The sequence below is a fragment of the Paenibacillus sp. plas6 genome (assembly GCF_057221655.1).
Genome location: NZ_CM170151.1, coordinates 2,662,638 through 2,688,818 on the forward strand (window position 1 = coordinate 2,662,638; position 26,181 = coordinate 2,688,818).

Here is a 26,181-nt window from a genome sequence, read left to right on the forward strand (position 1 = left end):
GCTATTTCACCTCATCTTCTTAGTACATTCACACGTTTATAACTTGTGTCATCTTAAAATCGATTATTCATTATAGAAAATAAAAAATAGCTGTTGATTCTAACGTAACGTCAGCATTTATAATGATTGATAAATAAAGAAGTGATTAGCTAATCAACTGAATTGAAATGTTCAAGGAGGAAGCCATGTATTCAATTGGACAATTTGCTAAAAAAACAGGTGTAACTGTGCGAGCACTGCGTTATTATGATGAGCTTGGTTTACTTAAACCGTCCCATCTTTCAGAATCAGGCAGAAGATATTATAGTGATCACGATTTAATTGTGCTGCAAAATATCGTTACGTTCAAGCTGCTTGGCTATTCACTCGAACATATTCAAGAGGTGATGGCGAGTTCACAAGGTAGCCTTCAAACGTCGCTAGAGCGGCAAAAACGAGAATTGCAGCAAAAAAAGGAGCAGATTGAAAGAACAATTGCCTCTTTGGAACATGCGTTAGCATTAATAGAGAAAAAACAAATGATTGATACAGATATTTTTCTTTCCCTTATTCATAGTGTTATCAAACAAGAAGAACAGAAAGAATTTCTAAAAACTATATTACCTGAGCCGCTTGTGAATGAAATTTATGATATATCATCCGAGGAGTTAATCGAGCAAAATGCGCATTTTATGGATTATATAAAAAAACTGCGTGATGCTTACGCACGTAAGCTAGACGACGATCAAGTCATTCCGATAATTAAGGAAATGTTTTCGATTGTTCCGAAAGACTTGCTGGAGCGAGCAGTCGAAAGCACTTCACAGCTCGGTGATAATGTAGAAATGGACGATGCACTATTTCCAACTCCTTTTACAAAGCAGGAAGAGGAATGGATAATTGCAATTATTGATAAAATGCAAATATTTGAAAGGAAGAATAAAGATGAATGCTAATTTTCAGTTAAATAAATTATTAAAACTGATTAAGGATGCCAATCCGCCGCGTTGGATGATGGTGCTTGCAATCATACTTGGTATCGTTGAAACAGTATTTGGATTAGCGGTACCGTTATTAACGATGAAGGTTATTAACTCCTTTACAGAGGGAGGAATGTCTTGGTTTTCACTTATTCTAGTAGGCTTAGCGCTGTTGCTTCAAGCAGTTATTTCTGGTATTGCATTTTATATGATGACTGCGATTGGTAGCAAAATCGTGGCGGCAATTCGTAAAAAATTATGGAACCACGTACTCTATTTACGTCTAACATATTTTGATAATCACGAGTCAGGCGAAACGATGAGTCGCATTACACAGGATACGAATGTCATTAAAGAGCTTATTACTCAGCATTTCATTTCCTTTTTTACAGGCTTATTGTCTGTAGTCGGATCAGTAGTAATTCTTTTATGGATGGATTGGAAAATGACGCTGATGATGTTAATTTCCGTTCCGTTGGCAATAGCTGTATTACTGCCGCTAGGGCAAAAAATTCATAATATTGCGCTGGCAAATCAAGATGAACTAGCTTCTTTTTCTGGTAATCTGGGAAGAGTGCTCACAAATATTCGTTTAGTTAAAGCTTATCAAGCAGAAAAGATCGAGCAGAAAAAAGGACAGGAACAAATAAATAACCTGTATCGCTATAGCTTGAAGGAAGCAAAAATAATGTCCATGCTTTCCCCAATTATGACGTTTATTATTATGATTGTGTTAACGGTGCTTTTTGGTTATGGTGGTGCGCAAGTAGCTAGAGGCGCATTATCTGCAGGAGAACTTATTGCGATTATGTTTTATTTAGTGCAAATTGTTGTACCGTTTACGCAAATGGCGACGTTCTTTACCTCCTTGCAAAAGGCGATCGGGGCAACGGAGAGATTGCATGAGCTGCTAGAAGAACCAACCGAGGCAGAAGGCCGTGAGGAACTAAAAAAGACAGAAGCAGATATTGTATTAGAGAAAGTTGCTTTCCAGTATGGTGAAAAACGCATTTTTGATGAGCTAAGTTTACGGATTCCTGCAGGGAAAACGACTGCTTTAGTTGGCGGCAGCGGTGGCGGTAAAACAACCATTTTCTCTATTTTAGAGCGTTATTATGATATTGCTGGCGGTGAACTCTACTATGGGGATCAGGATGTAAAAAATATTAAACTTGGCGAGTGGCGCGCGATGTTTGGTTATGTATCGCAGGAAAGCCCGCTAATCAATGGAACGATTCGTGATAATGTTACCTATGGTATGCAGCATGAGGTGGAGGATGAAGCGATTATCGAAGCATTAAAGAAAGCAAATGCTTGGCAGTTTGTAAGAGAGCTGGAATATGGCTTAGATTCCGAAGTGGGTGAAGGCGGCGTTAAGTTATCTGGAGGACAGCGTCAACGAATTGCGATTGCAAGAGCAATACTTAGAAATCCAAAAATATTGTTGCTTGATGAAGCCACCTCTAGTTTGGATACAGAATCAGAAAGCTTAGTGCAACAGGCACTTGAGCATGCGATGAGGGGACGTACGACAATTATTATTGCCCATCGATTATCGACAGTGACGCATGCGGATCAGCTCGTCGTGTTAGAGAACGGTGTTGTTACAGGAGTAGGCAGACATGAGGAGCTTATGCAATATCATGATTACTATCAAAAGCTTGTAGCACGTTCAACTGAGTCAGTATTGCAAGCGTAAGAAGCGATAAATTTCAAATCTTTACTATCTAAATAACCTTTGCTAAAATGAGGATGTTTAATTGTTAACCTATTATTGTTGTTTTAAGGTTAACAATATTCAAAAAAGGTGGGAAAAGATATGAGTACGATAAATGTATCGGTCAACTGGCAGCAGTTATCGCATAAGGCTTTAATGGGGATTGCTTTAAGCAATGAGGAAGCGTTAGCTGTGCTAACAGCGGAAGATGATGAGGTACTGCCAATCATACATGCTGCTTTTGAGGTTCGTAAACATTATTTTGGCAAAAAAGTGAAGTTAAATATGTTAATCAATGCAAAAAGCGGATTATGCCCAGAAGATTGTGGCTATTGCTCACAGTCGCGAATATCATCTGCTCCAGTAGAAAAGTATACATTGCTAGATAAGGAATCATTATTAGCAGGGGCGCGAGAAGCATTGGCACGTAAGGCAGGTACATATTGTATCGTAGCTGCTGGAAGAGGACCAACAGATAGAGAGTTGCAACAGGTTGTTGAAGCGGTTCAAGAAATTCGCAGAACTATGCCTTTAAAAATCTGTGCTTGTCTTGGCTTATTAAAAGAAGGTCAAGCAGAGCAGCTCGCTGCGGCAGGGGTACAGCGCTACAATCATAATATCAATACAAGTTCCCAGCACTATCCTTCAATTACAACGACACATACTTATGAACAGCGAATTGAGACATTGCAGCGGGTTAAAGCTGCAGGCATTTCTCCATGCTCTGGAGTTATTATTGGCATGGGGGAAACTGAACAGGATATTGTCGATATGGCGTTTGCTTTACGAGAGCTTGATGCAGACTCGATTCCGATTAATTTTCTTATGCCGATTCAAGGAACACCGCTTGGTCATCGCAACGTTATCTCTGCTTTACAAGCTCTCAAAGTTATTGCATTGTTTCGTTTTATTTGTCCGAGCAAAGAAATTCGCATATCCGGCGGAAGGGAAATTAGTCTTCGCTCCCTTCAGCCGTTAGCACTTTATGCAGCCAACTCAATATTTGTAGGTGATTATTTAACTACGAAAGGTCAAGCAGCTATAAGCGATCATCAAATGATTGAGGATTTAGGTTTTGAAATTGAACAATTTACTGAAGATTGAGGCAAGCACTTGCTGAAATAACATACCGAGTACGACAGGCATTGCTACTTTCGTTGGAAAGTAACTTGTTGCAATAACGACTCCTAAGGCGATATTGCGCATACCGCCTGTATATACAAATGATGCAGTTAGCCCTATATCTTTAATCGCAAATCGCCCAATCAAGTAGGCAAATAAATAGCCTGTTACAGCTATAATAAATACAAGCAGTAGTACAGTAGCAAGTTGCCAATCGATCGTTTTGAAGTACGGAGCAATAGCACTACTATTAATCGCAACTACAGAAAATAAGCAAAGTTTAGAGAAAGGAGCAAGCTTCTTGCCGATTTTTTGCGGAAGTGCTCCTTTTGTAAGCTCATTAAGTAAAACGCCTGCTAAGGTAGGTAAGACGATCATAAGCAGCAGGTCAAGCATGAGAGATGCTGTATCTAATTGAATATGCTGCCCTGATACAATAAAAAGCAGCAGCGGCATTACTATTGGAGCCAGTAGCGTGTCGATTAGTACAATCGCAATTCCTAAAGGCAAATTCCCTTTACAAATTTGAATCCAAATCATGCTTGTTACACCAGTTGGCACAGCGACAAACATAACAAATCCAACAGTTAGCAAATGATCATGGAAAGTGAAATGCGCTAATACATAAGCCCAAAGCGGCATCAGCAAATGAAGAAAGAGTAATACAAACACGATAATAGCAGGATGCTTCTTAAATACTTGAATATCTCTAAACCGCATATTTAAGCTGCCCGAAAAGGTCATAAAGGCAAACAACCAAACAACTAAAAAAAGCAGTTGATGGCCAAGCTGCTCAAATATTACACCGATAATCAAGCTTAGCGGGGTAAGAATAGGGATATATTTTTGCAGAAATTGATTAAGCCTTTCGAGCATAGTTAGTCCTTCTTTTAGATTTGGTACGTTAAAATAACGATATCATTGTAACACATTTTCACTCATGCAGAAGCAAAAAGTAAACCAGTTGACATTAATGTAGTCGATATGTTAAAGTTATCTCAACTTAAAGATATTTTAATTTAAGATATAATTCGAGTTGGATTAATGATTAGTTAGCTAAAATTTTTTTGTATAATATCTTAAAATTAAGATAAATATGGAGGAATGAATATGAACGAGCTAAAAGGTATTCACCATGTCACTGCAATAACAAGCAGTGCAGAAAAAATCTATCATTTTTTCACCTATGTATTAGGAATGCGACTTGTAAAGAAAACTGTTAATCAGGATGATATTCAAGCCTATCATTTATTTTTTGCTGATGATAAAGGTTCAGCAGGCACAGATATGACATTTTTTGATTTTCCAGGAATTCATAAAGGAAAACATGGAACAAATGAAATTTATAAAACAGCATTTCGTGTTCCCAATGATGAAGCATTAGCTTACTGGATCAAACGATTTAACAAATATGAGGTTAGGCATGAGGGGATTCAAGAGCTATTTGGCAAAAAAATCATTAATTTTGTTGATTTCGACGATCAGCATTACATGCTTATTTCTGATGAGCACAATGTCGGAGTCGGATCTGGAATGCCATGGCAAAATGGACCAGTTCCCTTAGAATATGCAATTACAGGCTTAGGTCCAATTCATATTCGTATTGCACAAATTGATTATTTTAAGGAGATGCTTGAACGGACGATGCTTATGCGTCAGGTCGAGAAGCAAGGTTCACTTTACTTATATGAGGTCGGTGAAGGCGGAAATGGTGCACAGATAATCGTTGAACATAATGAAGTGCTGCCTCCAGCTAGACAGGGCTACGGCACAGTTCATCATGCAGCCTTTCGTGTAGCTGATACGGACATGCTTTATGAGTGGATTGAGCGGATGAAATCTTTTGGCTACCCGACCTCAGGCTATGTCGATCGCTTTTTCTTTGAATCTTTATATGTTCGCGTAGCGCATGGAATTTTGTTTGAATGGGCAACTGATGGACCAGGCTTTATGGGTGATGAACCATACGAAACAGTCGGGGAGAAACTTTCACTTCCTCCATTTTTAGAGAGACAACGAGCGCAAATTGAAGCGTTAGTTAGACCAATTGATACAGTGCGTAGCACATTAAAGCTTGAAAAAGAGTATTTGTAAGGTTTTACTTTACCTTTTGCCTCAAAATAGCAGCAATGCGCTGCGCTATTCTCTTAGTTAACATAAGCTCTCTTAGTAATCCAGTCTTGTGGAATAACATGGACAATCGTAAAGTAGGTAAGCTCTCAAGCGTGCTAGGAGTAGAAATAGAAAAAATATTAGTGGGCGATTTACATCCAAATGAAAAGGATAATGGAAATATGAAACAGTTAAAATTTTATACATGTCAAACCTGCAACAATGTGATAACAGGCACAGGCAATGCTAGTCTATCGTGCTACAGAGAATAAAAAATCTGATTTTGCACAATAATAGTAATACACTTGGCATTTGGCTGCAGTGCTCGCTGCAATTCCCCACAGCGTTGGCACTGCAGCTTTTACATTTTATTTAACGACAGTAAAGCCTGCTATTAACTTCCTGTAAGTAGTCCCCAATACTTTTATTGTTAATAATTAGATCAGCATATGAATCCAGTGGAGTATGATCATAATTAACAATAACAAGTTTAGCTCCTTGTTGTTTTGCCAGCAACGGATAATAATTGGCAGGTGACACCGTTAAAGAGGAACCTAATACAATAAATAAGTCTGCTTTTTTTGCCTCACGTTCAGCCATAGCTAAATGCTGCTCCTGCAAATATTCCCCGAACAAAACTACTGTAGGACGTAGGAAGCCACCACATTGACAATACGGTTTATCCTCTAAGTAATAGTTGACAGAATAGGGAAGTTTGCATCGCTGACAATGCAGCTTGGTAATCGTTCCATGTAAAGGTATTATATTTTTATTCCCTGCTCGTTCATGTAAATCGTCTGTATTTTGCGTAATGATTGTTTTTAGCTGTAAGCTTGATTGCCATTTGTTAAGTACATCATATCCTTTATGCGGTATGACGCTTTCAAGCGCCTTAATTCTGCTTCGATAAAACGCAATAAATTGCTCTCTATTATGCTCCATTGCTTCAACACTAGCAAGCTGTTGTGGGTTATATGTACGCCATAATCCATTGGCAGAACGAAAGTCAGGCACACCGCTTTCAGTGCTCATGCCTGCCCCTGTAAATACAACAATATGTTTTGCTTCAGTAAGCCATTGAGCAAGCATACGATCACCTCGGATACGGAATATTTAGCATGAACAAGATGCAAGTTTTACTTGGACTCCGTCTTTTCGATTTCTTGCTCGGTATTTTCTGTTTCCTGCGGAGTTTCAATAAACACACTATTTTCCAGCTTAAATTGACCATTAACTAGGCGGTAGCTTGTATCGATCGTAGCAATAAAAATGCTAGGTGATACTTGCAATGATTGTGATACAATTAATCGATTATTTTCTATCCGATACTGCGTAATTTTACCTATTGTTGCTTCTTCAAACCACATTGCGGCTTCATCCATGTTGAAGGAGAAGGTATATTTTTTATTATTAAATTTGATCTTATAAATTTGCTTGTCATCGTGCTCGATGACTTCAGTTAACAACAGATTTTTTACATCTTTAGCCGGATTAGGTGCAGTAATTTCTGTAAAATCTGATTTCATAATATGAGCTTCAGAATTAAGAATACCTGTACCAAAGCCTTTTACAAGAAAAATAAATATTTCATTATCATTATCATAATCAAGATCAGTCACGATAACCTCTGGGTAGTAATCAGGGGCAGCAACATTTTCCCACGGATAACTTTTTGAAGTATCTCCAATATGAACGGTTAACGGTGTAACAAGTTCATTATTTTTTTGCTCAATCCCTGTTATAGAAATCATAGCATCAGCCTGTTCAGCCAATACAATTTCATTCTCCTCTTGCATAGCTATTTCGTTGGTATCTGCGACTTCAGATTTACTTGTAGAGTTGTTGCTGGCTTTCTGTGCGCACCCAAACAGCACTGCGCCAGAAACACAAAGGATTAGCGCCCAAAGTGCATATTTTTTCAAGGACAAAAGCCCCTTTCTCTCAATTCAAAAACTGGATTGACGATTGGTATAACGCAAATTGTCAGCATCTAATTGCGAGAATAGCAATAGTAACTCAGAAAACGGTGAAGCTTGCTTATTTATCATTGAGTTAGCATGTCAATTTCGTTAGTAGCATTGTTCTTTCTTTACAGTTTACACAGAATCGGCGCAGCTTGGCAAATCCTTTTGTTATTTTATAAGGAAACTCGTGATAAATAAAATAACAATTTGAATAAAATAGCAAAAGCCGCTCAATTCAAGTAATCGAAGGAGGAGTCTTCTATCTTGAACTGATCGGCTTATTTATTTAAATGAGAATCAACAACCGAGCAAAACCCATCTAGTATGGTTATGAGATAAGAGCAAATTAATTATTTAGAAGCTGCTTCAACTTCACTTAAAGAAATACCTAGAGCATCTGCTACGCCTTTACCATAGGCAGGATCTGCTTTGTAGCAGTTATTAATATGACGTAATTGAACTTCTTTTGTAGTTCCCTGCATATTTTCAGCAGTATTTTTGAACAATCTTTGTTTTTCTTCCGCAGAAAGAAGATTAAACAGTTTACCTGGTTGCTCGTAGTAATTATCGTCATCCTCACGGAAGTTCCAGTGATCCGCTGCACCAAATAAATCTAGAGCTGGTTCTTGATGCTCTTTATTGTCTTGGTTATGACCATAGCTATTTGGCGAGTAAGGAACGCTAGGATTATTTTGATAAACACGACCAGCACCATCACGATGGAATGGGCAGAAGTTAGCCACATTTTTCGGATAGTTAACTGGAATTTGCCAGTAGTTTACACCTAAGCGATAGCGTTGAGTATCCCCATAGGAGAACAAACGACCTTGCAACATTTTATCTGGTGAGAAACCAATACCAGGAACAATGCTTGCTGGAGAGAATGCAGCCTGTTCTACATCAATAAAGTAGTTTTCAGGGTTACGGTTTAATTCAAGCTCACCAACCTCGATAAGAGGGAAGTCCTTTTTGTACCATACTTTAGTTAAATCGAATGGATTATATGGCATATTTCTTGCTTGTTCCTCAGTCATAACTTGAATGCACATTTTCCATTTAGGGAAATTGCCCTGTTCAATGTTTGTGTAAAGGTCACGTTGATGTGATTCACGGTCTTGACCGATGACTTTCGCAGCTTCTTCACTTGTAAGGTTTTTAATACCTTGTTGGGAAATGAAGTGGAATTTCACCCATACACGTTCATTGTTTGCATTATACATACTGAACGTATGACTGCCAAACATATGCATATGACGGTACGAAGCAGGAATACCGCGATCACTCATAACGATGGTTACTTGGTGCAATGCTTCTGGCAAGCTAGTCCAGAAATCCCAGTTTGCTTGCGGATTATGCATATTCGTTTTTGGATCCCGTTTAACAACGTGGTTAAGGTCAGGGAAACGTTTAGGATCACGGAAGAAAAATACAGGCGTATTGTTACCTACAATATCCCAGTTGCCTTCTTCAGTATAAAATTTAATTGCTGTGCCGCGAATATCGCGCTCTGCGTCTGCAGCACCACGTTCACCTGCTACAGTAGAGAAGCGAATAAATACTTCTGTTTTTTTGCCGATTTCAGAGAACAATTTAGCTTTAGTATATTTTGTAATGTCGTTTGTAACAGTGAAAGTACCAAAAGCACCAGAGCCTTTTGCATGCATACGACGTTCAGGGATCACTTCACGATCAAAATGTGCAAGTTTTTCAAGTAACCATACGTCTTGTAAAAGAACAGGACCACGCGGACCTGCAGTTAGTGTATCATCATCATTCGCTACAGGAGCACCAAAAGCAGTTGTTAATTTTCTATTATCATTACTCATGTTGATTCCTCCCAAAAAAGATTTATAACTGAACTTATACTAAGTATTATATTATACTTAGTCTAAAAGTAAAGTGAAGGTTTGATGAAGCAACTAATTTATCATCATTTAAAATAAAAAATGCTTCTGTTTAAGCAAATCAACCGCATCAGGCAATATAAGCCAAAATAAAAGGAATGCTTCACATTAAGAGGCATTCCTTACTTAAGTTTTAGTCGTAAGTCTTGTATTTATTTTTGAAGGGTGATTGAGTTTTATTTTGAAGGTAGATTGCGCTCTGCTTGCGTACGCACAATATTGATAAGCCATTGCTTTAGAGCTACAATTCTTTCGTCTTGAAGCTTGTTGTCGGTTCCAACGGCAATTAACGGAGTAAGTGAATCCTCCTTATAAAGCGAGCCATGGGAGCCGCCTCCAACATGGTTATAGCTAATTCTATCTTGCAACTCGTAGGAAGGCATCAGGTCAACGATGAGAAATTTACCCTGTTGTGCTGTCAGTGCTCCTTGTATGCGAGCTAATGCATCAGGATAATGACTGTATTCCACTTGATTTTGGTCATTTAATCGGAGACCGAGAATTTGCAGTTCACCTTCTAGTGTCCATGATTGATGATAGCGATCGGTATATTTGCCTTGTGGAGCAAAGCGCAATGTGCCTGAATAGTGAGGACTAACGACATTTATCGTAGCTTGCTCCTTCCATGCAATAAAGCCAATCCGCTTATCCTGTTTAAATTTTGCGATAAGCTCATCTATAGATAAATTATGTTCAAGAATATGAATGTAGCCCATTCGTTCATTTAAGGCTAAAGCTAGCTGTCCTTCTGGATTTTTTGTACTCCATAGACTGTAGCCTGCTAATAATTCATTGATATTCAGTAAACTCAGCTGTTTATCGTTCCCTACCGCAGATTGTCCGCTGTCTCCAAGCACTATCCAAATCACTTCTTTTAACGCATTTTCCCAGGAGCCGAATAAATTTAATAGCTGCTGCAGGCTCTGATCTGCATGCTCAATTGCGTCTGTATCATGTGGACCATGTTTATGTAAACTGCCGTCAGCATCTGGGAAATAAGCTAGTGTAAACGCAGGTAGTAGATTTCGTGAAATTAGCAGGCTAAGCTCATTTATCGTGAATTGATTATTAAAGCCATATCTGTCCCAAGCATAATTATGTTGATCATTTGCTTTATTGTATTGTGACAGCACGCCTAATGAGAGAAAATTTGGTCCATATGCTGTAATGTTTTTCGGTAATAGATCAAGCTGGGAGAAAAGATTTGGTACATGCAGCTCATGCGAGGTGTTTCCACGATATACCAAGCCATTAATTGATGCTGCTTCAATTTGTAACTGGGCAAGCTCTTCATAAAGAGTCGACACCTCATGACTTAAATGCGATTGATTCAGATCGATTATGCTATGCTGCAATACGTTTTTTATATTATTTTCATATATTTCATGTGGTCCGCTGCCATAACTGATTATTTGATTATGTTGTTGATCAAACCATATTAGTCCGGGTACATGATGCTGATCAGCATAGCTTCCTGTTAACAGTGAACTGTCTATTGTCACTGACATAGTAGGATAAGAGCTTACAATGTTCGGATAATAATCACCGTGTTTCATTAAAAAGGAGAAAGCAGGGGCTTTCCCTTCCTCTATAGCAAGCTGCAATGTCTTGTCCATTAATGAATCAAAGAGCAGAACAATTACGGGTTTTCCCGCAGTCTGAGCTTTAGTAAACAGTTTGTCGCTAACAGTTTTACCTAGTTTTTGCTCATCAGTGATCGAGGAAGCTAATAGCAGCCATAGTAATACGGCAAGCGGTGCGATTATGCAAGGAATCCATAACAAGCGTTTATATCGTTGACGTTTATATTTTGTACTATTCATAACTACTCCTTCAAATCATTCATTAATTATTGCTATATCAGTATGGATTAATGTTAAGTTTTTCATGCAAATTTTTTACATGAAGTATTGACCTTGGAGTGTACTCCAATGATACGCTTATAACAAGTTAAGGTTGAGAGCAGTGCTAAGAGGAGGCTAGATTATGCGAATCAAACAGTTTACTGATAAGTATGGAATTTCTAATGATACGGCTAGATTTTATGAAGCAGAAGGGCTGCTCCATCCTGTTCGCTTGGAGAACGGTTATCGCAGCTATGATGAAGGTTGTGAACGAGCAATTAAATTTATCACTGTTTTGAAGCATGCTGGGTTTTCATTGCAGGAGATAAAGCTACTGCTGGAGTTGGAGCAAAGACCTGTCTCAGAGCAATGTAACGCAGCCTCCAACGCTATGTTTTTGAGCAAAATCAAAAATATTGAGCGTCAAATTACGTTTTACCAAGCAGCATTACGAGCGCTGCAATTAACGGTGGATATTATGCGTGACGGTAAATATGCACAAAATCAAGATGTTATATACCAGTTAGTCGATGATATGTACGCAAGTTTAAGAGAAGGAATCGGTCTAGATCAAGTTAGTTTAGAGGTTTTATCTAAGGAATCATAAAACGAGCGCAGAAACAAATGTCTGAATAACGAGTGTTCCGCCTTTAAAGTCTGTTGCCTCCATAATCATTATCTCCTGCAACAGGCTTTAAAAAGTGGAAGGAAGTCATTTTGTTCCGGAGCGACATAAAGCGTTTGGAAGAGCTTTAATATTTCAAAGCGACTAAGCCCATTAGGAGGAAAATATTATGAAAATTCAAAAAATTTCACCACACATTACGAAGCTTGAAGCATGGTGCTTTTTTAAAATTAGTGCATGGTTAGTTGAAACCGAACAAGGAGTTTATATTATCGATACTGGGATGTCATTTATGGGTCAAAAGATTTTGCGGATAGCAGAAAAACTAGGCGATGTAAAAGGTGTTCTGCTCACACATGGACATTCCGATCATGTTGCTGGCTTAAAGGAAATGATAAAGCGTAAAAAGCTTCCTGTTTATGCTCATTCACTTGATATTCCGTACATGGAAGGAATACAGCCATTTCCGGGCAGAAAAAAAGCAGAGCAGTTAGTCGAACCAGGTCTTGTTCAAGCTCTGCCGGTCGATGAGCAAGGAGGTCTGTCACCAATAGGAGATTTACTTCCTTATCACACTCCTGGTCACTCCCCAGGTCATGTTGTTTATTATCATCAAAAAGATAATGTACTTATTAGCGGCGATCTATTTACATCGAAGAATGGTAAGCTGCAAAGGCCAATGGCAATGTTCACTGCAAATATGAAGCAGGCGATCGCCAGTGGAAAGATCGTTGCCCAGCTCAAACCTAAGCTTGTTAGTATTGCACATAGTGCAGATGTGCAGAATCCACATACACAAATCGAGCAATATTTAAGCCAAGCGGAGCGATAAAGAAAAGATAAGATACGAATTATATAATGATAATATTGAAAATTTGACATTTATATGAATAAATTTATTTCGCATTTACTAGTTATTAAGAATTAGTAAATGCGTTTTTTGGCTTATATAGTATTTTTGATTTTTGTGAACATTTAATGAAAAATTCATAAAAAAGTAAATAATACATGATAATTAAACTATTATACATGTAAGTCTACTAATTTTTTGACGATATATAGTACATAGGACATACGTGGTTAATCCTGGAGGAGAATTGACATGTGGGAAAAAATGATGAAACCATTTATGGCGGTCATGAGTCGAGCAAAATATAAACAGAAGTTTGTGCTTATCAGTCTATTATTTATGTTACCAATCGTTTTTTTGGATCTTTCATGGAATACAACGAAGCAGAAAGAAATAAGTCAATTAGTTAGCGAGCAGCATGGTTTAGAACAATTAACCGAAATATGGCCGTTAGCGTTGCAAATACAGCAGCATCGTGGGATGGTTAATGGCTATTTGAATGGAAACACATCTTCTGAAGCTCAGCTAGAGACAAAAAAAGAAGAAATCAATCAAATGATTCTAAATATTGGACAATCGTTTGATGAAAGTAAACATCCTGAAGGTTATGCTGCTTGGAACGAAGCAGTTCAAAAATGGAAGGATTTAAGTGCTCAGTATACATCGATGGATGCACCTTCAAGCTTTACAGCTCACTCGGAGCTTGTTGAGGACATTCTTGGCATTGTGAGGATCGTATCCGATGAATCAACGTTAACATTAGATACTAACATAGAATCTTTTTATATGATTGATTTGCTAGTAAACGATCTTCCTCAATTAGTGGAATATACTGCAATTATTCGCGGTAAAGGCAATGGTGTACTTTCTTCAGGAACTTTGAACGCTACCGTAGAAAGTGAGCTTCGAATACTGGAGAAAGTAGCGGAGGAGAATATTAAAGAAATTAATAGTTCATTAGTACGTTTATCAGATTTAGACACAAACCAGCATAATCAGTTAATCGAGCAACTATTTCATATTGGGGAACTGGCGAAAAACTATTTAACCGTGTTAAATGAAGAAGTTTTAGAAGCAGAACAGTTAACGATGAATCCTGATGAATATTTTAATCAGGGTACAGATATGATTACAAAGATGAATGAGTTAATTACACAATTGAAATCAACTGTTGCAGATGATCTGCAAAAACGAGAGTCTTCGCTAAAACTGTATATGACGATTATTAACGGAATTCTAGTTTTAGCAGGAATTTTAATTGTATTAATGTATATTGCCTTTTATCGTAATGTTATTCATGCTGTTAAAGCTCTTAAGCAAAGCGCAGAGGCTATGGCTGCAGGTGATTTCTCACAGCCAGTTCATCTGCAAACTCGCGATGAGTTAAATGAGATTAGTACAGCCTTTAATAAAATGCATGCATCTGTAAGCAAAGTGTTAAATAGTAATCAACATATGGCACTTACAGTATTAGAAGCATCAGATGGGCTAGCTGCTGTTGCGCGAGATTCAGCAGAGGCGATGAAGCAGGTAGCAGAGTCTGTGCAGGTAGTAAGTGAAGGTACAACAAGTCAAAAACGTACAACAAGAGATAGCTCGATCGCAATGAATGAAATGGCACTAGGTGTTAATCGTATTGCCGAGGCTGCATCTGAGGTTGCTCACGTAGCCGTGCTTACTAATGAACAAGCAATGACTGGTAGTGAACAGCTAGAGCAAAGTGTTGAGCAAATGGATAACATTAAACGTTCACAAGAGCGCAGTGCGGACATCGTTTCACGTCTAGATCAGCACTCTGCACAAATTGGGCAAATTATTTCGTTTATTTTGGATTTATCTTCACAAACGAAGTTGTTATCGTTAAATGCTAGTATTGAAGCAGCACGTGCAGGTGAGCACGGTCGTGGCTTTGCTGTTGTCGCTAAAGAAGTTGGTTCTTTAGCAGAGCAATCCGCGCGTTCCTCTGCAGAAATTTCTAAGCTGTTAGAAGAAGTAAGTACGCTTGTAAAAGAAACAGTTGAGTCGATGAAAGCAATGTCGATTGAAACTGATGCAGGAATTCAGTCTATACATCGCTCTAAAGAAACGCTAGATGAAATTATAAATGGTATTCGTCTAGTAAGTGAGCAAATTCAAGAGGTATCGGCAACTTCAGAAGAGATGTCGGCAGAGATGGAAGAAGTTACAGCATCGATTGCTGAGATTGCAGTGATTTCTGAGCAAAGTGCAAATGAAGCTGAAACAATGGCTGCAGCAGCTGAGGAGCAGCTTGCGGCAACCGAGCAAATCCAAGGCTCTGCACAAACATTACAAGAACTATCCGTTAAATTACAATCGGATCTAAGCAAGTTTAAACTACTTTCTGCTAAGTAGGTTGTAAGAATAGCAGAATGGAATACAAGAGGTTAGTAGAAACATCAGTAATAGCTGATTGTTTGACTAACCTCTTTTTTTAGTTTTAATATTTATGCAGTTAATATAACAAGATATAATGATGCAAATAACAGAGGTGTGAACGGAGCTGAAATAGATGAGTGAAATATTATATATCGAGGATGATAGAGAAATTGGTACTTGGCTTAAACGGGAGCTAGAGCAAAGAGGATATGTCGTACATTGGTTAGTTTCTGGAGATGGAGCTGAAAACTTTGCCAAACAGGCAGATTTAGCAATTTTAGATGTAATGCTGCCAGGCTTAGATGGATTTTCAGTAGGAAAACGGTTAAAGAGGGTTAATGCAGAGCTTCCTATTTTAATGCTGTCTGCACGGACTGCAGTAGAAGATAAGCTAGAAGGATTAAGCTTTGCTGATGATTATGTGACAAAGCCGTTTCATCCCGATGAGCTTGTTGCGCGTGTAGAGGTACTGCTTCGCCGTTTCCAAAAGCAGGAGCAAATTTTGCAGCTTGGGCATTTACGAGTGTATACGAAGGAACTGCGTATTATTGATACAAGAACAGAGGAAGAAATTATTCTAACAGGTAAGCAGTATCATTTGTTTCATTGCTTTATTCGTCATCTTAATCAAATTTTGACGAAGGAGCAGCTATACGAGCTTGTATGGGGCGAGGGCTACATTGAGGGAGATAAGACATTAATGGTACATATTCGTTATTTACGTGAAAAAATTGAAATTGATCCGTCTCAGCCGACAATTATAGAAACGATTCGCGGCATCGGTTATCGGGTGAAGCTATGAAAAAAAGGTTATTTAAATCATTACAAGCAAAATATATGCTGCTTATTTGTATCGCTCTTATTTTATTTCAAGTTGTCTATCTAGGATCAGCAGTTATTTTTACGAGTATCGAAAGACAGATGACAGAGCAAACTCCTGATTATACAAAGGTAGAACAGGAGTGGCATAATGCAGTTCAGAAATTGGGCGATAATATTGATCATGCTGTAGAAGATTTATTTGAGTCGTGGTCTAAGCAATATCCCGAGGCAACGATGTTTTGGGTGAATGGTAATGGGGAGTTGACAAAAAGCTGGAATGTTACAGAAGATCTGCCTGCCAATTGGTCTGCAATCTATACAGCACAATATATAAAATCAAGATATGGAAACGATCCGTTTACGGTTATTGCCTTTGCTTCCGAGAACGGGCAAAATGGCTTTGTTTCGCTTGAACTGCCGCGAAATTTATTTAACTCACCAAATAAAAACCTTTATTTTAAGTACGGAAACTTGGTGTTTGCTGCGATCATTATTGTTCTTGCCTCATTTATCGTAATTTCCTATCTATTTTTCCGAAACATTCGCAAGCGTCTACTTACTTTGCAAGATGCAATGACTATTCGTGATGTGGATGCTTTGCCAATCCCGATTGAGGTTAAAAAGCAGGATGAGATTGGTCAGCTAGAGCAATCCTTTAATCAAATGGTTTATGAATTGAAGCTAAGCCGTGCAAGAGAGCAGGAGGAGGAACAGGTTAGACGTCAATTAATTGCTAACTTGTCTCATGACATTCGCACTCCGCTAACGAAGATTCGTGCCAATGCATATACGCTTAGCAAGTTTGAACTGCCAAGCGAGGCGGTAGCTACAGCACGGGCTTTAGAAGGCTCCATTCGACAGCTTGATGAACTTGTCGATAACTTGCTTGCTTATACTTTATTAATTGGCGATCGCTATCGGATGGAGCTGAAACAGGTGGCAATGCCGCGCTTTTTACGGGAGCAGGCTGCGGCTTGGTACGCAGTGTTTGAGCAAAATGGCTTTGAGTTTGAAGTAAAGCTGGATGAAATGAAGCAGCCAAACTGGAACATTGATCGGAGCTGGATGAAGCGGATTATTGATAATCTTTTGCAAAATGTGCTGCGTCATGCGGCGCATGGGAAATATGTCGCAATTGAAACAGCGAGCTGTGAAGGATACGATGTCATTCGCATTATCGATCGCGGCTTTGGTATAGCGGGTGCGGATACTATTGCGGCGCCAAATAAGGGACAAGCTGATCGGAGCGAGCCAAATAAGCATGTATCATCTGAGCTGGAAAGGAATGCTTGGGATGAAGACCGTAAGTCAATCCAAATGAATCATCAAGCAGCAAATCAATCGGCTGGCAGCGGAATTGGTTTATCAATTGTTGATATGATGATTAAAGGAATGGGGTTAACATGGACAAAGGAGTATAAGCATCCTTACTTTATTGTAGAAATTCGCAAGCCCATCAATAAATAGTTTAAGCAATGCTTTAATAGAATTTAACCAAAACTTAAACTTCACCTCGACCGGGGTTTAACCTTCACTCGTTATACTAGGTTTCGAGGTGAGAAAAACAATGAGTAATATAATTGTACAAACAGAGCAATTAACAAAAATCTTTCAGAAAAAACAAGCGGTTGATCATATTAACTTAAGTATTCGTGAAGGTGAAATTTATGGCTTCCTCGGTCCGAATGGATCGGGTAAAACGACAACAATTCGTATGCTGCTCGGATTAATGAGGCCAACTTCGGGGACAATTAAAATTTTTGGCAAATCATTAAATCAATCTCGGATCGAAATTTTGCGCCAGGTTGGTTCATTAGTAGAAAATCCATCCTATTATCCGCATCTAACAGCTTATGAAAATTTGAAAGTCATTGCGCAAATTGTTGGTGTACCATTTAGTAGAATATCTGAGGTGCTAGAAATTGTACGTCTAACTGAGGCGGCGCACCGTAAAGTAAAAGGTTTTTCACTTGGAATGAAGCAGCGACTTGGCATTGCTGCTGCGCTCCTGCATAATCCTAAACTATTAATTCTTGACGAGCCAACGAACGGCTTAGATCCATCAGGGATTATTGAAATTAGGGAGCTTATTAAGTCATTGCCGCAAAAATACGGTATGACCGTATTAATTTCCAGTCATTTATTATCGGAAATTGATCAAATTGCTACATCAGTTGGGGTCGTTTCTAAAGGAAAGCTAATTTATCAGGATAGCATTAGCAATATGCGTAAGCTTGCATCATCAGTTATTTACGTACAGTGCAGCGAACCGCAAGCAGCAGCAAAGGAGCTGCAGCAGCTTAATATGGATGTTCAGTATGAAGCTGGACAGCTTGTATTGCCGCATTGTCCAGAGCGTCTAGTAGCTGAAGCGGTAAGAAAGCTCGTTTATCAAGGGCATGATATTTATCGTGTACAAGAGCATAAGCAATCGCTGGAGAGCATTTTCCTTGAAATGACAGGCGGTGTAAGTCTATGATGCTGCGCATGCTATTACGCTCAGAATGGATAAAATTAAAAGGCAAAGGTTTATGGTTTCTGGCGATACTAGGTCCGCTTGGGGTAATTGGATTGCAGATGGTCAACTACGGTGTACGTAAAGATTATTTATTAGCGCAAAGTGATGATGATTGGACTTATTATCTTCATTGGATGTCACCGTTAACGGCACGTGTCGTTGTTCTTGGGATAGCCATTCTATGCTCACTACTTGCCAGTATTGAATCACAAACGAATGCTTGGAAGCTTTGGCTTGCCTTGCCTGTAAAGCGAAGTACGGTATATCTATCGAAATATATCGTTGCTTCAACCCTATTATTGGTGTCCTGTGTCATTTTAACGATCGGCACTGCAGTTTATGGAATGACATTAGGTTTAGGTGATGAAATTCCATGGCTGTCCATATTAAAATTCAGCTTTTTCCCTTGGCTGGCTTCGCAAGGAATTATCGCTTTGCACCTATGGTTTGCGGTTACTTTTAGCAATCAAGGCTTTACGATTAGTCTAAGTGTAATTGGAGTAGTAAGCTCAATTATGTCGCTATATGTGCCTGATTGGGTTGTATGGAGATGGCCTTCATTATTAACAGAAGCAACATCGCCTTTATCTTGGCTAAGCATTGGAATAGGTGCATGTATTAGTTTAGTACTTTTTATTATTGGAATGCTGCACTTTATGAGAAAGGATGTGGCTTAGATGAAGGCATTGCTTGCAACTGAATGGTTTAAGCTGCGTAAAACAAACATTTTGCCATTTTTAATCATTGGCCCTATTATCGTATTTCTAATTGGAATAGGTGCTGATATGAGTGATCCTGAATATACAGGAATGAAATATATTTATGTTTTTTTAATTGCAAATGCAGTTTACGGAGGCTTGCTCATGCCGTTAATGTTAGGAGTGCTGGCTGCCTTAATTTGTCGCTATGAGCACCAAGCAGGGGGCTGGAAACAACTGTTTTCTTTACCAACAACAAGAGGCAAAGTATATTGTGCAAAGTTTATAGTCGTAAGCTTGGTTGTACTGATTATGCAAATTTTTGTGTTTATCGCTTTATTTGCTGCAGGACTCATTAAGCAATATGGGGAATCGCTACCGTTCGAATTAATATCGCGAGGGCTTATCGGCGGTTGGCTAGCATCACTGCCATTAATTGCATTATTAATTTGGGTATCTATGCTGTTTCAATCTTTAGCTGCACCATTTGCTTTCAATGTCATTTTTACGATCCCGAATATGATGGTGCTAAATTCAAAATATGCTCCTTACTATCCGTGGAGCCAGCCATTTTTAATGATGAATTTATACGATGATCCTGAAAGTAGCGGTTTATTTTATGCATCGTTAAATCATTTAAGCCTAGTACTTGGTGCGAGCTTCTTACTATTTACGATCAGTGGTTATATCTATCTACAGCGCAAGGAAGTATAAAAAGGTTATATAATCTAGCAGTGTCTTTATCCCTTTAACTGTTCTGCTTAGTGGTTAAAGGGATTTTTTATTAGCGCTATTTATGCTCTTTTTTTCGTAAATTCAACCATCAGTTGATTTATTTAATCTAATATTACTTATAATACATAGGAAAATTAGAGGAAACACATTATGATTAAGCTAAGCAAACCGATATCGATTGCTATAGTCTAAGGGGGGAGTAAGATGCAGGGATTAAAATTCGCTCGACATTTTTCAGAGCGCCGTAAGCAGTTAGGGTTTACCCAGGGTGATGTCGCTGCATATGTCGGTGTGTCTAGTGCAGCAGTATCGAAGTGGGAGCAAGGATTAAGTTATCCTGATTTAACCTTGCTGCCCAAGCTGGCAACATTGCTTGATATGACGATTGATGCATTGCTTGGCTATGAGCCGCAGCTAACTAAAAATAAAATTAAAGAACTGTATCAGGAGTTTGCCTGTAGATTGGGAACGGAGAGCTTTGAAGCTGTACAAGCTGATATTGAGGCAAATCTTAAAGAGTATTATTCATGTTATCCATTTCTAAACCGCATGGCGCAACTTTACCTTAACTATCATTCAAAATCATCACAGCCAGAGCTTGTTTTTCAAAGAATTATTGAGCTATGTGAACGGACGATTGCTAATTGTGACGACTATGAGCTGCGACAAGAAGCGCATATGCTGTATGCTCATGTGTTGCTGGTGAATAATAAGCCGCAAGAGCTGTTAGAGCTGCTAGGTGAAGATATTAAGCTTCATTATGGTACCGAGCAAATGATTGCTAAAGCACATGCGATGCTGGGGAATAGGGATAAGGCTAAGACGATGCTGCAAGCAAGCATGTATCAATATTTATTAGGCTTAGTTAGCAGCACAATTGAAAGTATGATGTTTACAGTTGATGATGCGGACTATTTTGATAAATGTGTACAGCGCTTAGAGAAGCTTATTTCAACGTATAACATTTGTGAACTTAATCTTAATCAAGTTCTAGTATTCTACATTAATGCTGCGACTGGTTATGCTCAGCAACAGCGAACTCAAGAGACACTTGCTATGCTTAAGAAATATTACGAAACATGCTGCATGATGAAGATGCCGTATGAATTACGAGGAGATGATTACTTTCACCTCCTTGATGATTGGATGGATAATGAACTGCAAATTGGCATGCAAGTACCGCGAGATGAGCAATCAATAAAAAAAGATATGTTAAATTTAGTACTGCTAAATCCTAGCTTTAGTCTAATACAGGACGATCCTGCCTTTAAAGCTATCGTTACTAATCTTCGACATGTATTAAAGCTGTAGTTTCGACTAGAAGTTAGTTACGATAAGTAGAATTATAATTTTCCGCTGGTCACTTTACATACCCTAGAAGGGTATATTAAAATGATATGATAACGAGGTTGAAAAGGTAGTACGTTTGAGGTGATTAGATGAAGCATAATCATGGGCACGATCAGTCTGCACAGCCTGAGCTGTCATATTATAGTGATCAGCTTCTAAATGAGGCGCAAAGCGATAAGCAAAGCAATTTAGAGCAAGCTGGGCAGCTTAGTGAGGCTTGCCATCTTGAGCAAGATGAGCATTGCCGTAAAAGTCATCATCCTGAAAAGTTGAAAAAGGATATGATTACCCGTTTAAATCGTATCGAGGGGCAAATTCGCGGCATTAAAGGAATGATCGAGAAAGATGTGTATTGTGATGATGTCATTACCCAGCTTGCTGCAACACAATCTGCATTAAATGGCGTAGCTAAAATTTTGCTTGAAGGTCATTTAAAAGGCTGTGTCGTTGATCGGCTGAATGAAGGTGATGAAGCGGTACTAGATGAACTGCTCGTAACGATTCAAAAGCTAATGAAAAAATAGCCCTGGTTAATAATGACAAACAAATTTTAAAAAATTGCAACGAAAATGATGCTGTTACGTAGTACAATAGCATCAACTATTTTTTTATTCACATTTCACATGATGAGGAGGAAGAGCAATGGGAAGGATAAACTTCATTTCGGTAAGCTAGTGCTGGCGAACGTTATTCGCACAACAGGGACGAATAATCATATGCAGACGCTGGCTTACACGGAATAAATGAGGTCCCATAGTTTTTGTATCCACATCGTGGAGGTCAGCTCTGCAATATGATTCAATGACAAAGAACTTATTGAACATATTGTAGGAGGTGAAGTCTTACTTATTTATTTAAGTAAGACATCGATTTGACGATCGTTTATTTAACTATTTTTATTGTATTGCTTATTTTTACTGGTTTTTTCGTGGCAACCGAGTTTGCCATTGTTAAAGTTCGCAGCTCTCGAGTTGATCAGCTTGTCGCTGAAAATGTTAAGGGAGCTAAAGCTGCGAAGGAAGTCACCTCTCATCTGGATGAGTATCTATCTGCCTGTCAGTTAGGTATTACCGTAACATCACTTGGTATTGGTATGGTTGGGGAACGAACATTTGAGGTTATGCTTGATCCGTTGTTCGAATCACTTGGCATGCCACATGGTCTAATCACTGTACTTACATTTATTATTGCCTATTTATTGGCGACATTTTTACATGTTGTTATTGGTGAGCTTGCGCCTAAAACGGTAGCGATTCAAAGAGCAGAAAAAATTACACTGATGTTTTCTCGCCCGATTATGATATTCTATAAGGTGTTGTTTCCGTTTATTTGGTTTTTGAACGGTTCGGCTCGTGTAATTTCTGGGCTATTTGGCTTTAAACCAGTTAGTGAGAATGAAATGACACATACGCAGGAAGAAATTAAGCTTCTTATTGCGGAAAGTAATAAATCAGGGGAAATTAACAACAGTGAAATGAAGTTTGTAAATAATGTATTCGAGTTTGATGATCGTCTTGCACGAGAAATTATGATTCCTCGTACAGAAATGGTCGCATTTAATGTCGATACTAGCTATAAAGAAATTTTGACAAGAATTTCACAAGAGAAATATACACGTTATCCGATCTATGATGGAGATCGTGACAATATTATCGGATTTTTTAACATTAAAGATTTTCTAATTCAAGGCTTAGAAAATCCAGATAAAGCAAGAAGTTTTAATTTGAAGGACTTTATTAAGCCAATTATTAGTGTAATTGAAACGACTCCGATTAAAGAAATTTTACAGCGAATGCAGAAAGAACGTATTCATATGGCAATTCTAGTTGATGAATACGGCGGTACGTCTGGTCTAGTTACCGTTGAGGATATTATCGAGGAGCTTGTCGGTGAAATTCAAGACGAGTTTGACGGCGACGAGGTTGCCCATGTTCGTATGTTAAGTGAAGGTCATTATATTATTGATGCTAAATTATTGCTGCATGAAGTGGAAGAATTGTTGAATATTACATTAGAAAATGACAATGTTGATACGCTTGGCGGCTGGGTGTTTGCCCAAAATACAGATCTTGATGTGAATAAGTTGATTTATCACGAAGGCTATAGCTTTGCAATTAAGCAGAAAAAAGGTCTAGTATTGCAGTTTATTGAGGTTCGTAAGCAACAAGTTTCGCAAGCAGTCAGTTCAACAGAAACTGAAGCAGTTGAAGCATAAAAGAAACAGTCAAAAAAATTGAAAGAATTTAAGTTAAGTTGTTTTATAGCATGAATATCCATCCGTTGTCTGTCTCAGTTTTAACGTACAGATGACGGATTTTTATGTTTAAAACGGATAATTGATTAGTCTCGTTCCTTGCTAGGATAGGTTCATTTGTAGTAAAGTGACACTGTAATCATTAACGAATCAGGAGGGAAGCGGGAATGGCAATAGCAGAGGTAACTATTATTCCAATTGGAACAGGAAGCACCAGTCTAAGCGCATATGTGGCAGATTTACAGCGTGTGCTGCAGAAACAGCCTGGGATTAAATATACGTTAACATCAATGAGCACCATTATTGAAGGTGAGCTAGCAGATATATGGAGTGCGATTGCTGCTTTACATGAAACACCATTTCATTCTGGAGCACAACGTGTCTCCACCTCGATTAAAATCGATGATCGGCGCGATAAAGCAAGCTCCTCTGAACAAAAGCTGCGATCTGTGCAAGAAAAGCTTAATGGTAATAGCAATTAAAGCAAAGAAATCACAAGCTTCGTTGGAGAATCTTGTGATTTCTTTTTTATGAAGATGTTACTTAATAGATTAATCTAGCGGCTGAAGACGTTGCTCGATTGCCGCACGATTCACTTCTAGAAAAGGCGGCAGATCTAGTTTTTTGCCAAGCTCACTTAGCTCTGCATCTATTGTGAAGCCGGGGCCATCCGTGGCCAGTTCAAACAGTATGCCATTCGGATCATGAAAATAAATGCTAGTAAAATAATAGCGTTCTACAATACCTGTTGTTTTATATCCTAGCTTAACAAGACGCTCATTCCATTTTGCAAGTTCCTCTTTATTAGAAACGGTAAGCGCCAAATGATGGACACTGCCTCGCCCTGGACGTTGACGTGGTCCTTTATCCACTGTAACAATTATTTCTCCCCAATGCTCACCTGCTATTGCCTGCAGGACAGTGCTGTCGCTACTTTGCTCTATAATTGTGTAATGAAAGATATCGCTTAGCAGCTTCACTGTCGCCTGTCTATGTTCAACTTTAATGCCGATCGGCCCCATTCCTAAAATGCGATGCTCTAGCGGCACAGGAGAGTCTGTCCAAGGCTGCCAGCGCTGAGGTCTATCCATTCCTTCATTGCTTAATAAAACAAGTGAGAGCTGGTCAGGGTCTTGAAAAAACAGAGCGTCGTATTTTCCGTAAGCTGTAATCTTACTGTGCGTGACACCATAATCCGTTAAGCGTTGCGCCCAATAATACAGACTGCTTTTACTTGGAACAAGCAAGCTGATGAGATCGATAGCGTTTGTTCCTTTAACGGTATGACCTGCTTGTGGAATTTCAAAAAATGTAAGTTCAGTTCCAGGATTTCCGATCTCATCCCCGTAAAATAAATGATACATATTTGGCGAATCCTGATTAACTGTTTTTTTCACAAGGCGTAAACCGAGCACGTCACAGTAAAACTGTTTATTTTGCTTAGCATTTTTTGTAAGCATAGATGTATGATGATGCCCTTGAATTCGCAGCATGACACTTCTCCTCTCGCATTTGGATGATTTATATAATGGTGCTGTAGCATAGTTTACTACTCGGCTACTCTAATAACAAGTTTTCATCATCCGACATTTGCCACCGTTATTTCGCATATTTTGATAAAATGCGATAAAAAAAGTTAATTTTAGGACAACGGTCTCTATTATTTTCCATTCCAATATTTCATAATTATAGATAAATTACCATTTTATTAAGTAAATATAGGAGTGAACGCAGCTTATATGTACAAAGTAGTCGAAAATGAAGTTGAATTAGCTCAATTTAATGGTGTTTGGATGACTGTATGGCTTGAAAGAGGCTATGAGCTTGAGTTTAGCAGTCATGTGTTGGAGAGAAATGTGATTTACTCGGAGAAGGGAGAAGCGATTGGTACCTCTGAATTAAAGCAGTATTATCGGGATGAACGCAGCATTATTAATCAAATTGCACCATTTGCAGATCATCCGTGGGTGCTAAAAGCAAACGACAAAGTCGGAGAAACGGATAAGCTTGCCCTATTAAGCTCATTTCGAGGAAAGGGCAAGTATACCAATTATGTGCTTTCATCTATTTGTGCGAGCGCAGCCAAGTTTGGTATTACATGTATGGTATCGTTACTTGAGCCAGTTTTTTTGCGAGCGCTACGAATCCTTTATAAAGTACCGATGCAAAAACTAGGCGATAAAGTTTTTTACAAAGGTGATTATGTCATTCCTACAGTGATGGATGTAGGTTATATTAATGCATACTCCGAGCAATTCCCATGGTATATCCAGCTAAACAAGACGTTTTAATTGAATTAGAGGAGGCAAA

23 protein-coding genes are annotated in these 26,181 nt (G+C 38.6%); 17 read left to right on the forward strand and 6 right to left on the reverse strand.

The annotated features are described in order from the left end of the window. The first annotated feature begins 185 nt into the window (after positions 1-185). The 3 genes from AC2TDL_RS11975 to bioB all read left to right on the forward strand — a co-directional run bounded on the left by AC2TDL_RS11975 (position 186) and on the right by bioB (position 3,780). Complete coding sequence (locus AC2TDL_RS11975; protein WP_484696337.1) at positions 186-935, forward strand: MerR family transcriptional regulator; 750 nt, start codon at positions 186-188, stop codon at positions 933-935. Beyond that, positions 925-2,658: an ABC transporter ATP-binding protein gene (locus AC2TDL_RS11980; RefSeq protein WP_484696338.1), complete on the forward strand. Its 1,734-nt coding sequence runs from the start codon at positions 925-927 to the stop codon at positions 2,656-2,658. The genes AC2TDL_RS11975 and AC2TDL_RS11980 overlap by 11 nt, the downstream gene beginning before the upstream one ends. Positions 2,659-2,778: 120 nt before the next feature. Then, positions 2,779-3,780, forward strand: coding sequence for a biotin synthase BioB (bioB, locus tag AC2TDL_RS11985; RefSeq protein WP_484696339.1), 1,002 nt, complete (start codon positions 2,779-2,781; stop codon positions 3,778-3,780). Here bioB and AC2TDL_RS11990 read toward each other — a convergent pair. Beyond that, the gene (locus AC2TDL_RS11990) at positions 3,745-4,674 is read right to left on the reverse strand and encodes a bile acid:sodium symporter family protein (RefSeq protein ID WP_484696340.1); all 930 of its coding nucleotides are present in this window, start codon (positions 4,672-4,674) and stop codon (positions 3,745-3,747) included. The two genes, bioB and AC2TDL_RS11990, sit on opposite strands and share 36 nt — an antisense overlap. Before the next feature lie 234 nt (positions 4,675-4,908). Here AC2TDL_RS11990 and AC2TDL_RS11995 point away from each other — a divergent pair, with 234 nt between their 5' ends. Further along, a complete protein-coding gene (locus tag AC2TDL_RS11995; protein WP_484696341.1) occupies positions 4,909-5,892 on the forward strand; it encodes a ring-cleaving dioxygenase in 984 nt (327 codons plus the stop codon). 390 nt (positions 5,893-6,282) lie between these two features. Here AC2TDL_RS11995 and AC2TDL_RS12000 read toward each other — a convergent pair whose 3' ends face one another. From AC2TDL_RS12000 to AC2TDL_RS12015, 4 genes are all read right to left on the reverse strand, one after another. Next, a complete protein-coding gene (locus AC2TDL_RS12000) occupies positions 6,283-6,999 on the reverse strand; it encodes an NAD-dependent deacylase (protein ID WP_484696342.1) in 717 nt (238 codons plus the stop codon). Positions 7,000-7,046: 47 nt separating this feature from the next. After that, entirely contained in the window at positions 7,047-7,832 is a 786-nt protein-coding gene (locus AC2TDL_RS12005) for a hypothetical protein (protein WP_484696343.1), read from the reverse strand. A gap of 392 nt (positions 7,833-8,224) precedes the next feature. Further along, on the reverse strand, positions 8,225-9,700 hold the full coding sequence (locus AC2TDL_RS12010) for a catalase (RefSeq protein WP_484696344.1): 1,476 nt from the start codon (positions 9,698-9,700) through the stop codon (positions 8,225-8,227). 254 nt (positions 9,701-9,954) lie between these two features. Further along, positions 9,955-11,601 (reverse strand): alkaline phosphatase family protein, encoded by a 1,647-nt coding sequence (locus AC2TDL_RS12015; RefSeq protein WP_484696345.1) that lies wholly within the window; start codon positions 11,599-11,601, stop codon positions 9,955-9,957. Positions 11,602-11,764: 163 nt separating this feature from the next. Here AC2TDL_RS12015 and AC2TDL_RS12020 point away from each other — a divergent pair, with 163 nt between their 5' ends. From AC2TDL_RS12020 to AC2TDL_RS12075, 12 genes are all read left to right on the forward strand, one after another. Further along, positions 11,765-12,229 carry a MerR family transcriptional regulator gene (locus AC2TDL_RS12020; RefSeq protein ID WP_484696346.1) on the forward strand — a complete coding sequence of 155 codons (465 nt, stop codon included), beginning with the start codon at positions 11,765-11,767 and terminating at the stop codon, positions 12,227-12,229. A 187-nt stretch (positions 12,230-12,416) separates the two neighbouring features. After that, positions 12,417-13,079: an MBL fold metallo-hydrolase gene (locus tag AC2TDL_RS12025; RefSeq protein WP_484696347.1), complete on the forward strand. Its 663-nt coding sequence runs from the start codon at positions 12,417-12,419 to the stop codon at positions 13,077-13,079. Between the two features lie 270 nt (positions 13,080-13,349). Continuing rightward, entirely contained in the window at positions 13,350-15,470 is a 2,121-nt protein-coding gene (locus AC2TDL_RS12030; protein ID WP_484696348.1) for a methyl-accepting chemotaxis protein, read from the forward strand. Positions 15,471-15,627: 157 nt separating this feature from the next. Further along, positions 15,628-16,296, forward strand: a complete 669-nt coding sequence (locus AC2TDL_RS12035; RefSeq protein WP_484696349.1) for a response regulator transcription factor — start codon at positions 15,628-15,630, stop codon at positions 16,294-16,296. Continuing rightward, complete coding sequence (locus tag AC2TDL_RS12040; protein WP_484696350.1) at positions 16,293-17,783, forward strand: HAMP domain-containing sensor histidine kinase; 1,491 nt, start codon at positions 16,293-16,295, stop codon at positions 17,781-17,783. The genes AC2TDL_RS12035 and AC2TDL_RS12040 overlap by 4 nt, the downstream gene beginning before the upstream one ends. A 100-nt stretch (positions 17,784-17,883) precedes the next feature. Then, complete coding sequence (locus AC2TDL_RS12045; protein WP_484696351.1) at positions 17,884-18,795, forward strand: ABC transporter ATP-binding protein; 912 nt, start codon at positions 17,884-17,886, stop codon at positions 18,793-18,795. Beyond that, positions 18,792-19,511: an ABC transporter permease gene (locus tag AC2TDL_RS12050; RefSeq protein ID WP_484696352.1), complete on the forward strand. Its 720-nt coding sequence runs from the start codon at positions 18,792-18,794 to the stop codon at positions 19,509-19,511. Before AC2TDL_RS12045 ends, AC2TDL_RS12050 begins: the two co-directional genes overlap by 4 nt. Then, positions 19,512-20,246 carry an ABC transporter permease gene (locus AC2TDL_RS12055; protein ID WP_484696353.1) on the forward strand — a complete coding sequence of 245 codons (735 nt, stop codon included), beginning with the start codon at positions 19,512-19,514 and terminating at the stop codon, positions 20,244-20,246. Between the two features lie 225 nt (positions 20,247-20,471). Then, complete coding sequence (locus AC2TDL_RS12060; RefSeq protein ID WP_484696354.1) at positions 20,472-21,578, forward strand: helix-turn-helix domain-containing protein; 1,107 nt, start codon at positions 20,472-20,474, stop codon at positions 21,576-21,578. Between the two features lie 308 nt (positions 21,579-21,886). Beyond that, a complete protein-coding gene (locus tag AC2TDL_RS12065; protein WP_484701155.1) occupies positions 21,887-22,141 on the forward strand; it encodes a metal-sensitive transcriptional regulator in 255 nt (84 codons plus the stop codon). Positions 22,142-22,488: 347 nt separating this feature from the next. After that, a complete protein-coding gene (locus tag AC2TDL_RS12070) occupies positions 22,489-23,832 on the forward strand; it encodes a hemolysin family protein (RefSeq protein ID WP_484696355.1) in 1,344 nt (447 codons plus the stop codon). A gap of 206 nt (positions 23,833-24,038) precedes the next feature. Beyond that, positions 24,039-24,353 (forward strand): MTH1187 family thiamine-binding protein, encoded by a 315-nt coding sequence (locus tag AC2TDL_RS12075; RefSeq protein ID WP_484696356.1) that lies wholly within the window; start codon positions 24,039-24,041, stop codon positions 24,351-24,353. A 69-nt stretch (positions 24,354-24,422) separates the two neighbouring features. Here AC2TDL_RS12075 and AC2TDL_RS12080 read toward each other — a convergent pair whose 3' ends face one another. Continuing rightward, on the reverse strand, positions 24,423-25,364 hold the full coding sequence (locus AC2TDL_RS12080; RefSeq protein WP_484696357.1) for a ring-cleaving dioxygenase: 942 nt from the start codon (positions 25,362-25,364) through the stop codon (positions 24,423-24,425). A gap of 246 nt (positions 25,365-25,610) precedes the next feature. On the opposite strand from AC2TDL_RS12080, the gene AC2TDL_RS12085 reads away from it, so the two are divergent. Continuing rightward, positions 25,611-26,162: a GNAT family N-acetyltransferase gene (locus tag AC2TDL_RS12085; RefSeq protein WP_484696358.1), complete on the forward strand. Its 552-nt coding sequence runs from the start codon at positions 25,611-25,613 to the stop codon at positions 26,160-26,162. Positions 26,163-26,181: the final 19 nt, after the last annotated feature.

Coding starts and splice junctions, on each gene's coding strand:
- AC2TDL_RS11975 (WP_484696337.1), top strand. CDS start 186: ATGTATTCAATTGGACAATTTGCTAAAAAAACAGGTGTAACTGTGCGA.
- AC2TDL_RS11980 (WP_484696338.1), top strand. CDS start 925: ATGAATGCTAATTTTCAGTTAAATAAATTATTAAAACTGATTAAGGAT.
- bioB (WP_484696339.1), top strand. CDS start 2,779: ATGAGTACGATAAATGTATCGGTCAACTGGCAGCAGTTATCGCATAAG.
- AC2TDL_RS11990 (WP_484696340.1), bottom strand. CDS start 4,674: ATGCTCGAAAGGCTTAATCAATTTCTGCAAAAATATATCCCTATTCTT.
- AC2TDL_RS11995 (WP_484696341.1), top strand. CDS start 4,909: ATGAACGAGCTAAAAGGTATTCACCATGTCACTGCAATAACAAGCAGT.
- AC2TDL_RS12000 (WP_484696342.1), bottom strand. CDS start 6,999: ATGCTTGCTCAATGGCTTACTGAAGCAAAACATATTGTTGTATTTACA.
- AC2TDL_RS12010 (WP_484696344.1), bottom strand. CDS start 9,700: ATGAGTAATGATAATAGAAAATTAACAACTGCTTTTGGTGCTCCTGTA.
- AC2TDL_RS12015 (WP_484696345.1), bottom strand. CDS start 11,601: ATGAATAGTACAAAATATAAACGTCAACGATATAAACGCTTGTTATGG.
- AC2TDL_RS12020 (WP_484696346.1), top strand. CDS start 11,765: ATGCGAATCAAACAGTTTACTGATAAGTATGGAATTTCTAATGATACG.
- AC2TDL_RS12025 (WP_484696347.1), top strand. CDS start 12,417: ATGAAAATTCAAAAAATTTCACCACACATTACGAAGCTTGAAGCATGG.
- AC2TDL_RS12030 (WP_484696348.1), top strand. CDS start 13,350: ATGTGGGAAAAAATGATGAAACCATTTATGGCGGTCATGAGTCGAGCA.
- AC2TDL_RS12035 (WP_484696349.1), top strand. CDS start 15,628: ATGAGTGAAATATTATATATCGAGGATGATAGAGAAATTGGTACTTGG.
- AC2TDL_RS12040 (WP_484696350.1), top strand. CDS start 16,293: ATGAAAAAAAGGTTATTTAAATCATTACAAGCAAAATATATGCTGCTT.
- AC2TDL_RS12045 (WP_484696351.1), top strand. CDS start 17,884: ATGAGTAATATAATTGTACAAACAGAGCAATTAACAAAAATCTTTCAG.
- AC2TDL_RS12050 (WP_484696352.1), top strand. CDS start 18,792: ATGATGCTGCGCATGCTATTACGCTCAGAATGGATAAAATTAAAAGGC.
- AC2TDL_RS12055 (WP_484696353.1), top strand. CDS start 19,512: ATGAAGGCATTGCTTGCAACTGAATGGTTTAAGCTGCGTAAAACAAAC.
- AC2TDL_RS12060 (WP_484696354.1), top strand. CDS start 20,472: ATGCAGGGATTAAAATTCGCTCGACATTTTTCAGAGCGCCGTAAGCAG.
- AC2TDL_RS12075 (WP_484696356.1), top strand. CDS start 24,039: ATGGCAATAGCAGAGGTAACTATTATTCCAATTGGAACAGGAAGCACC.
- AC2TDL_RS12080 (WP_484696357.1), bottom strand. CDS start 25,364: ATGCTGCGAATTCAAGGGCATCATCATACATCTATGCTTACAAAAAAT.
- AC2TDL_RS12085 (WP_484696358.1), top strand. CDS start 25,611: ATGTACAAAGTAGTCGAAAATGAAGTTGAATTAGCTCAATTTAATGGT.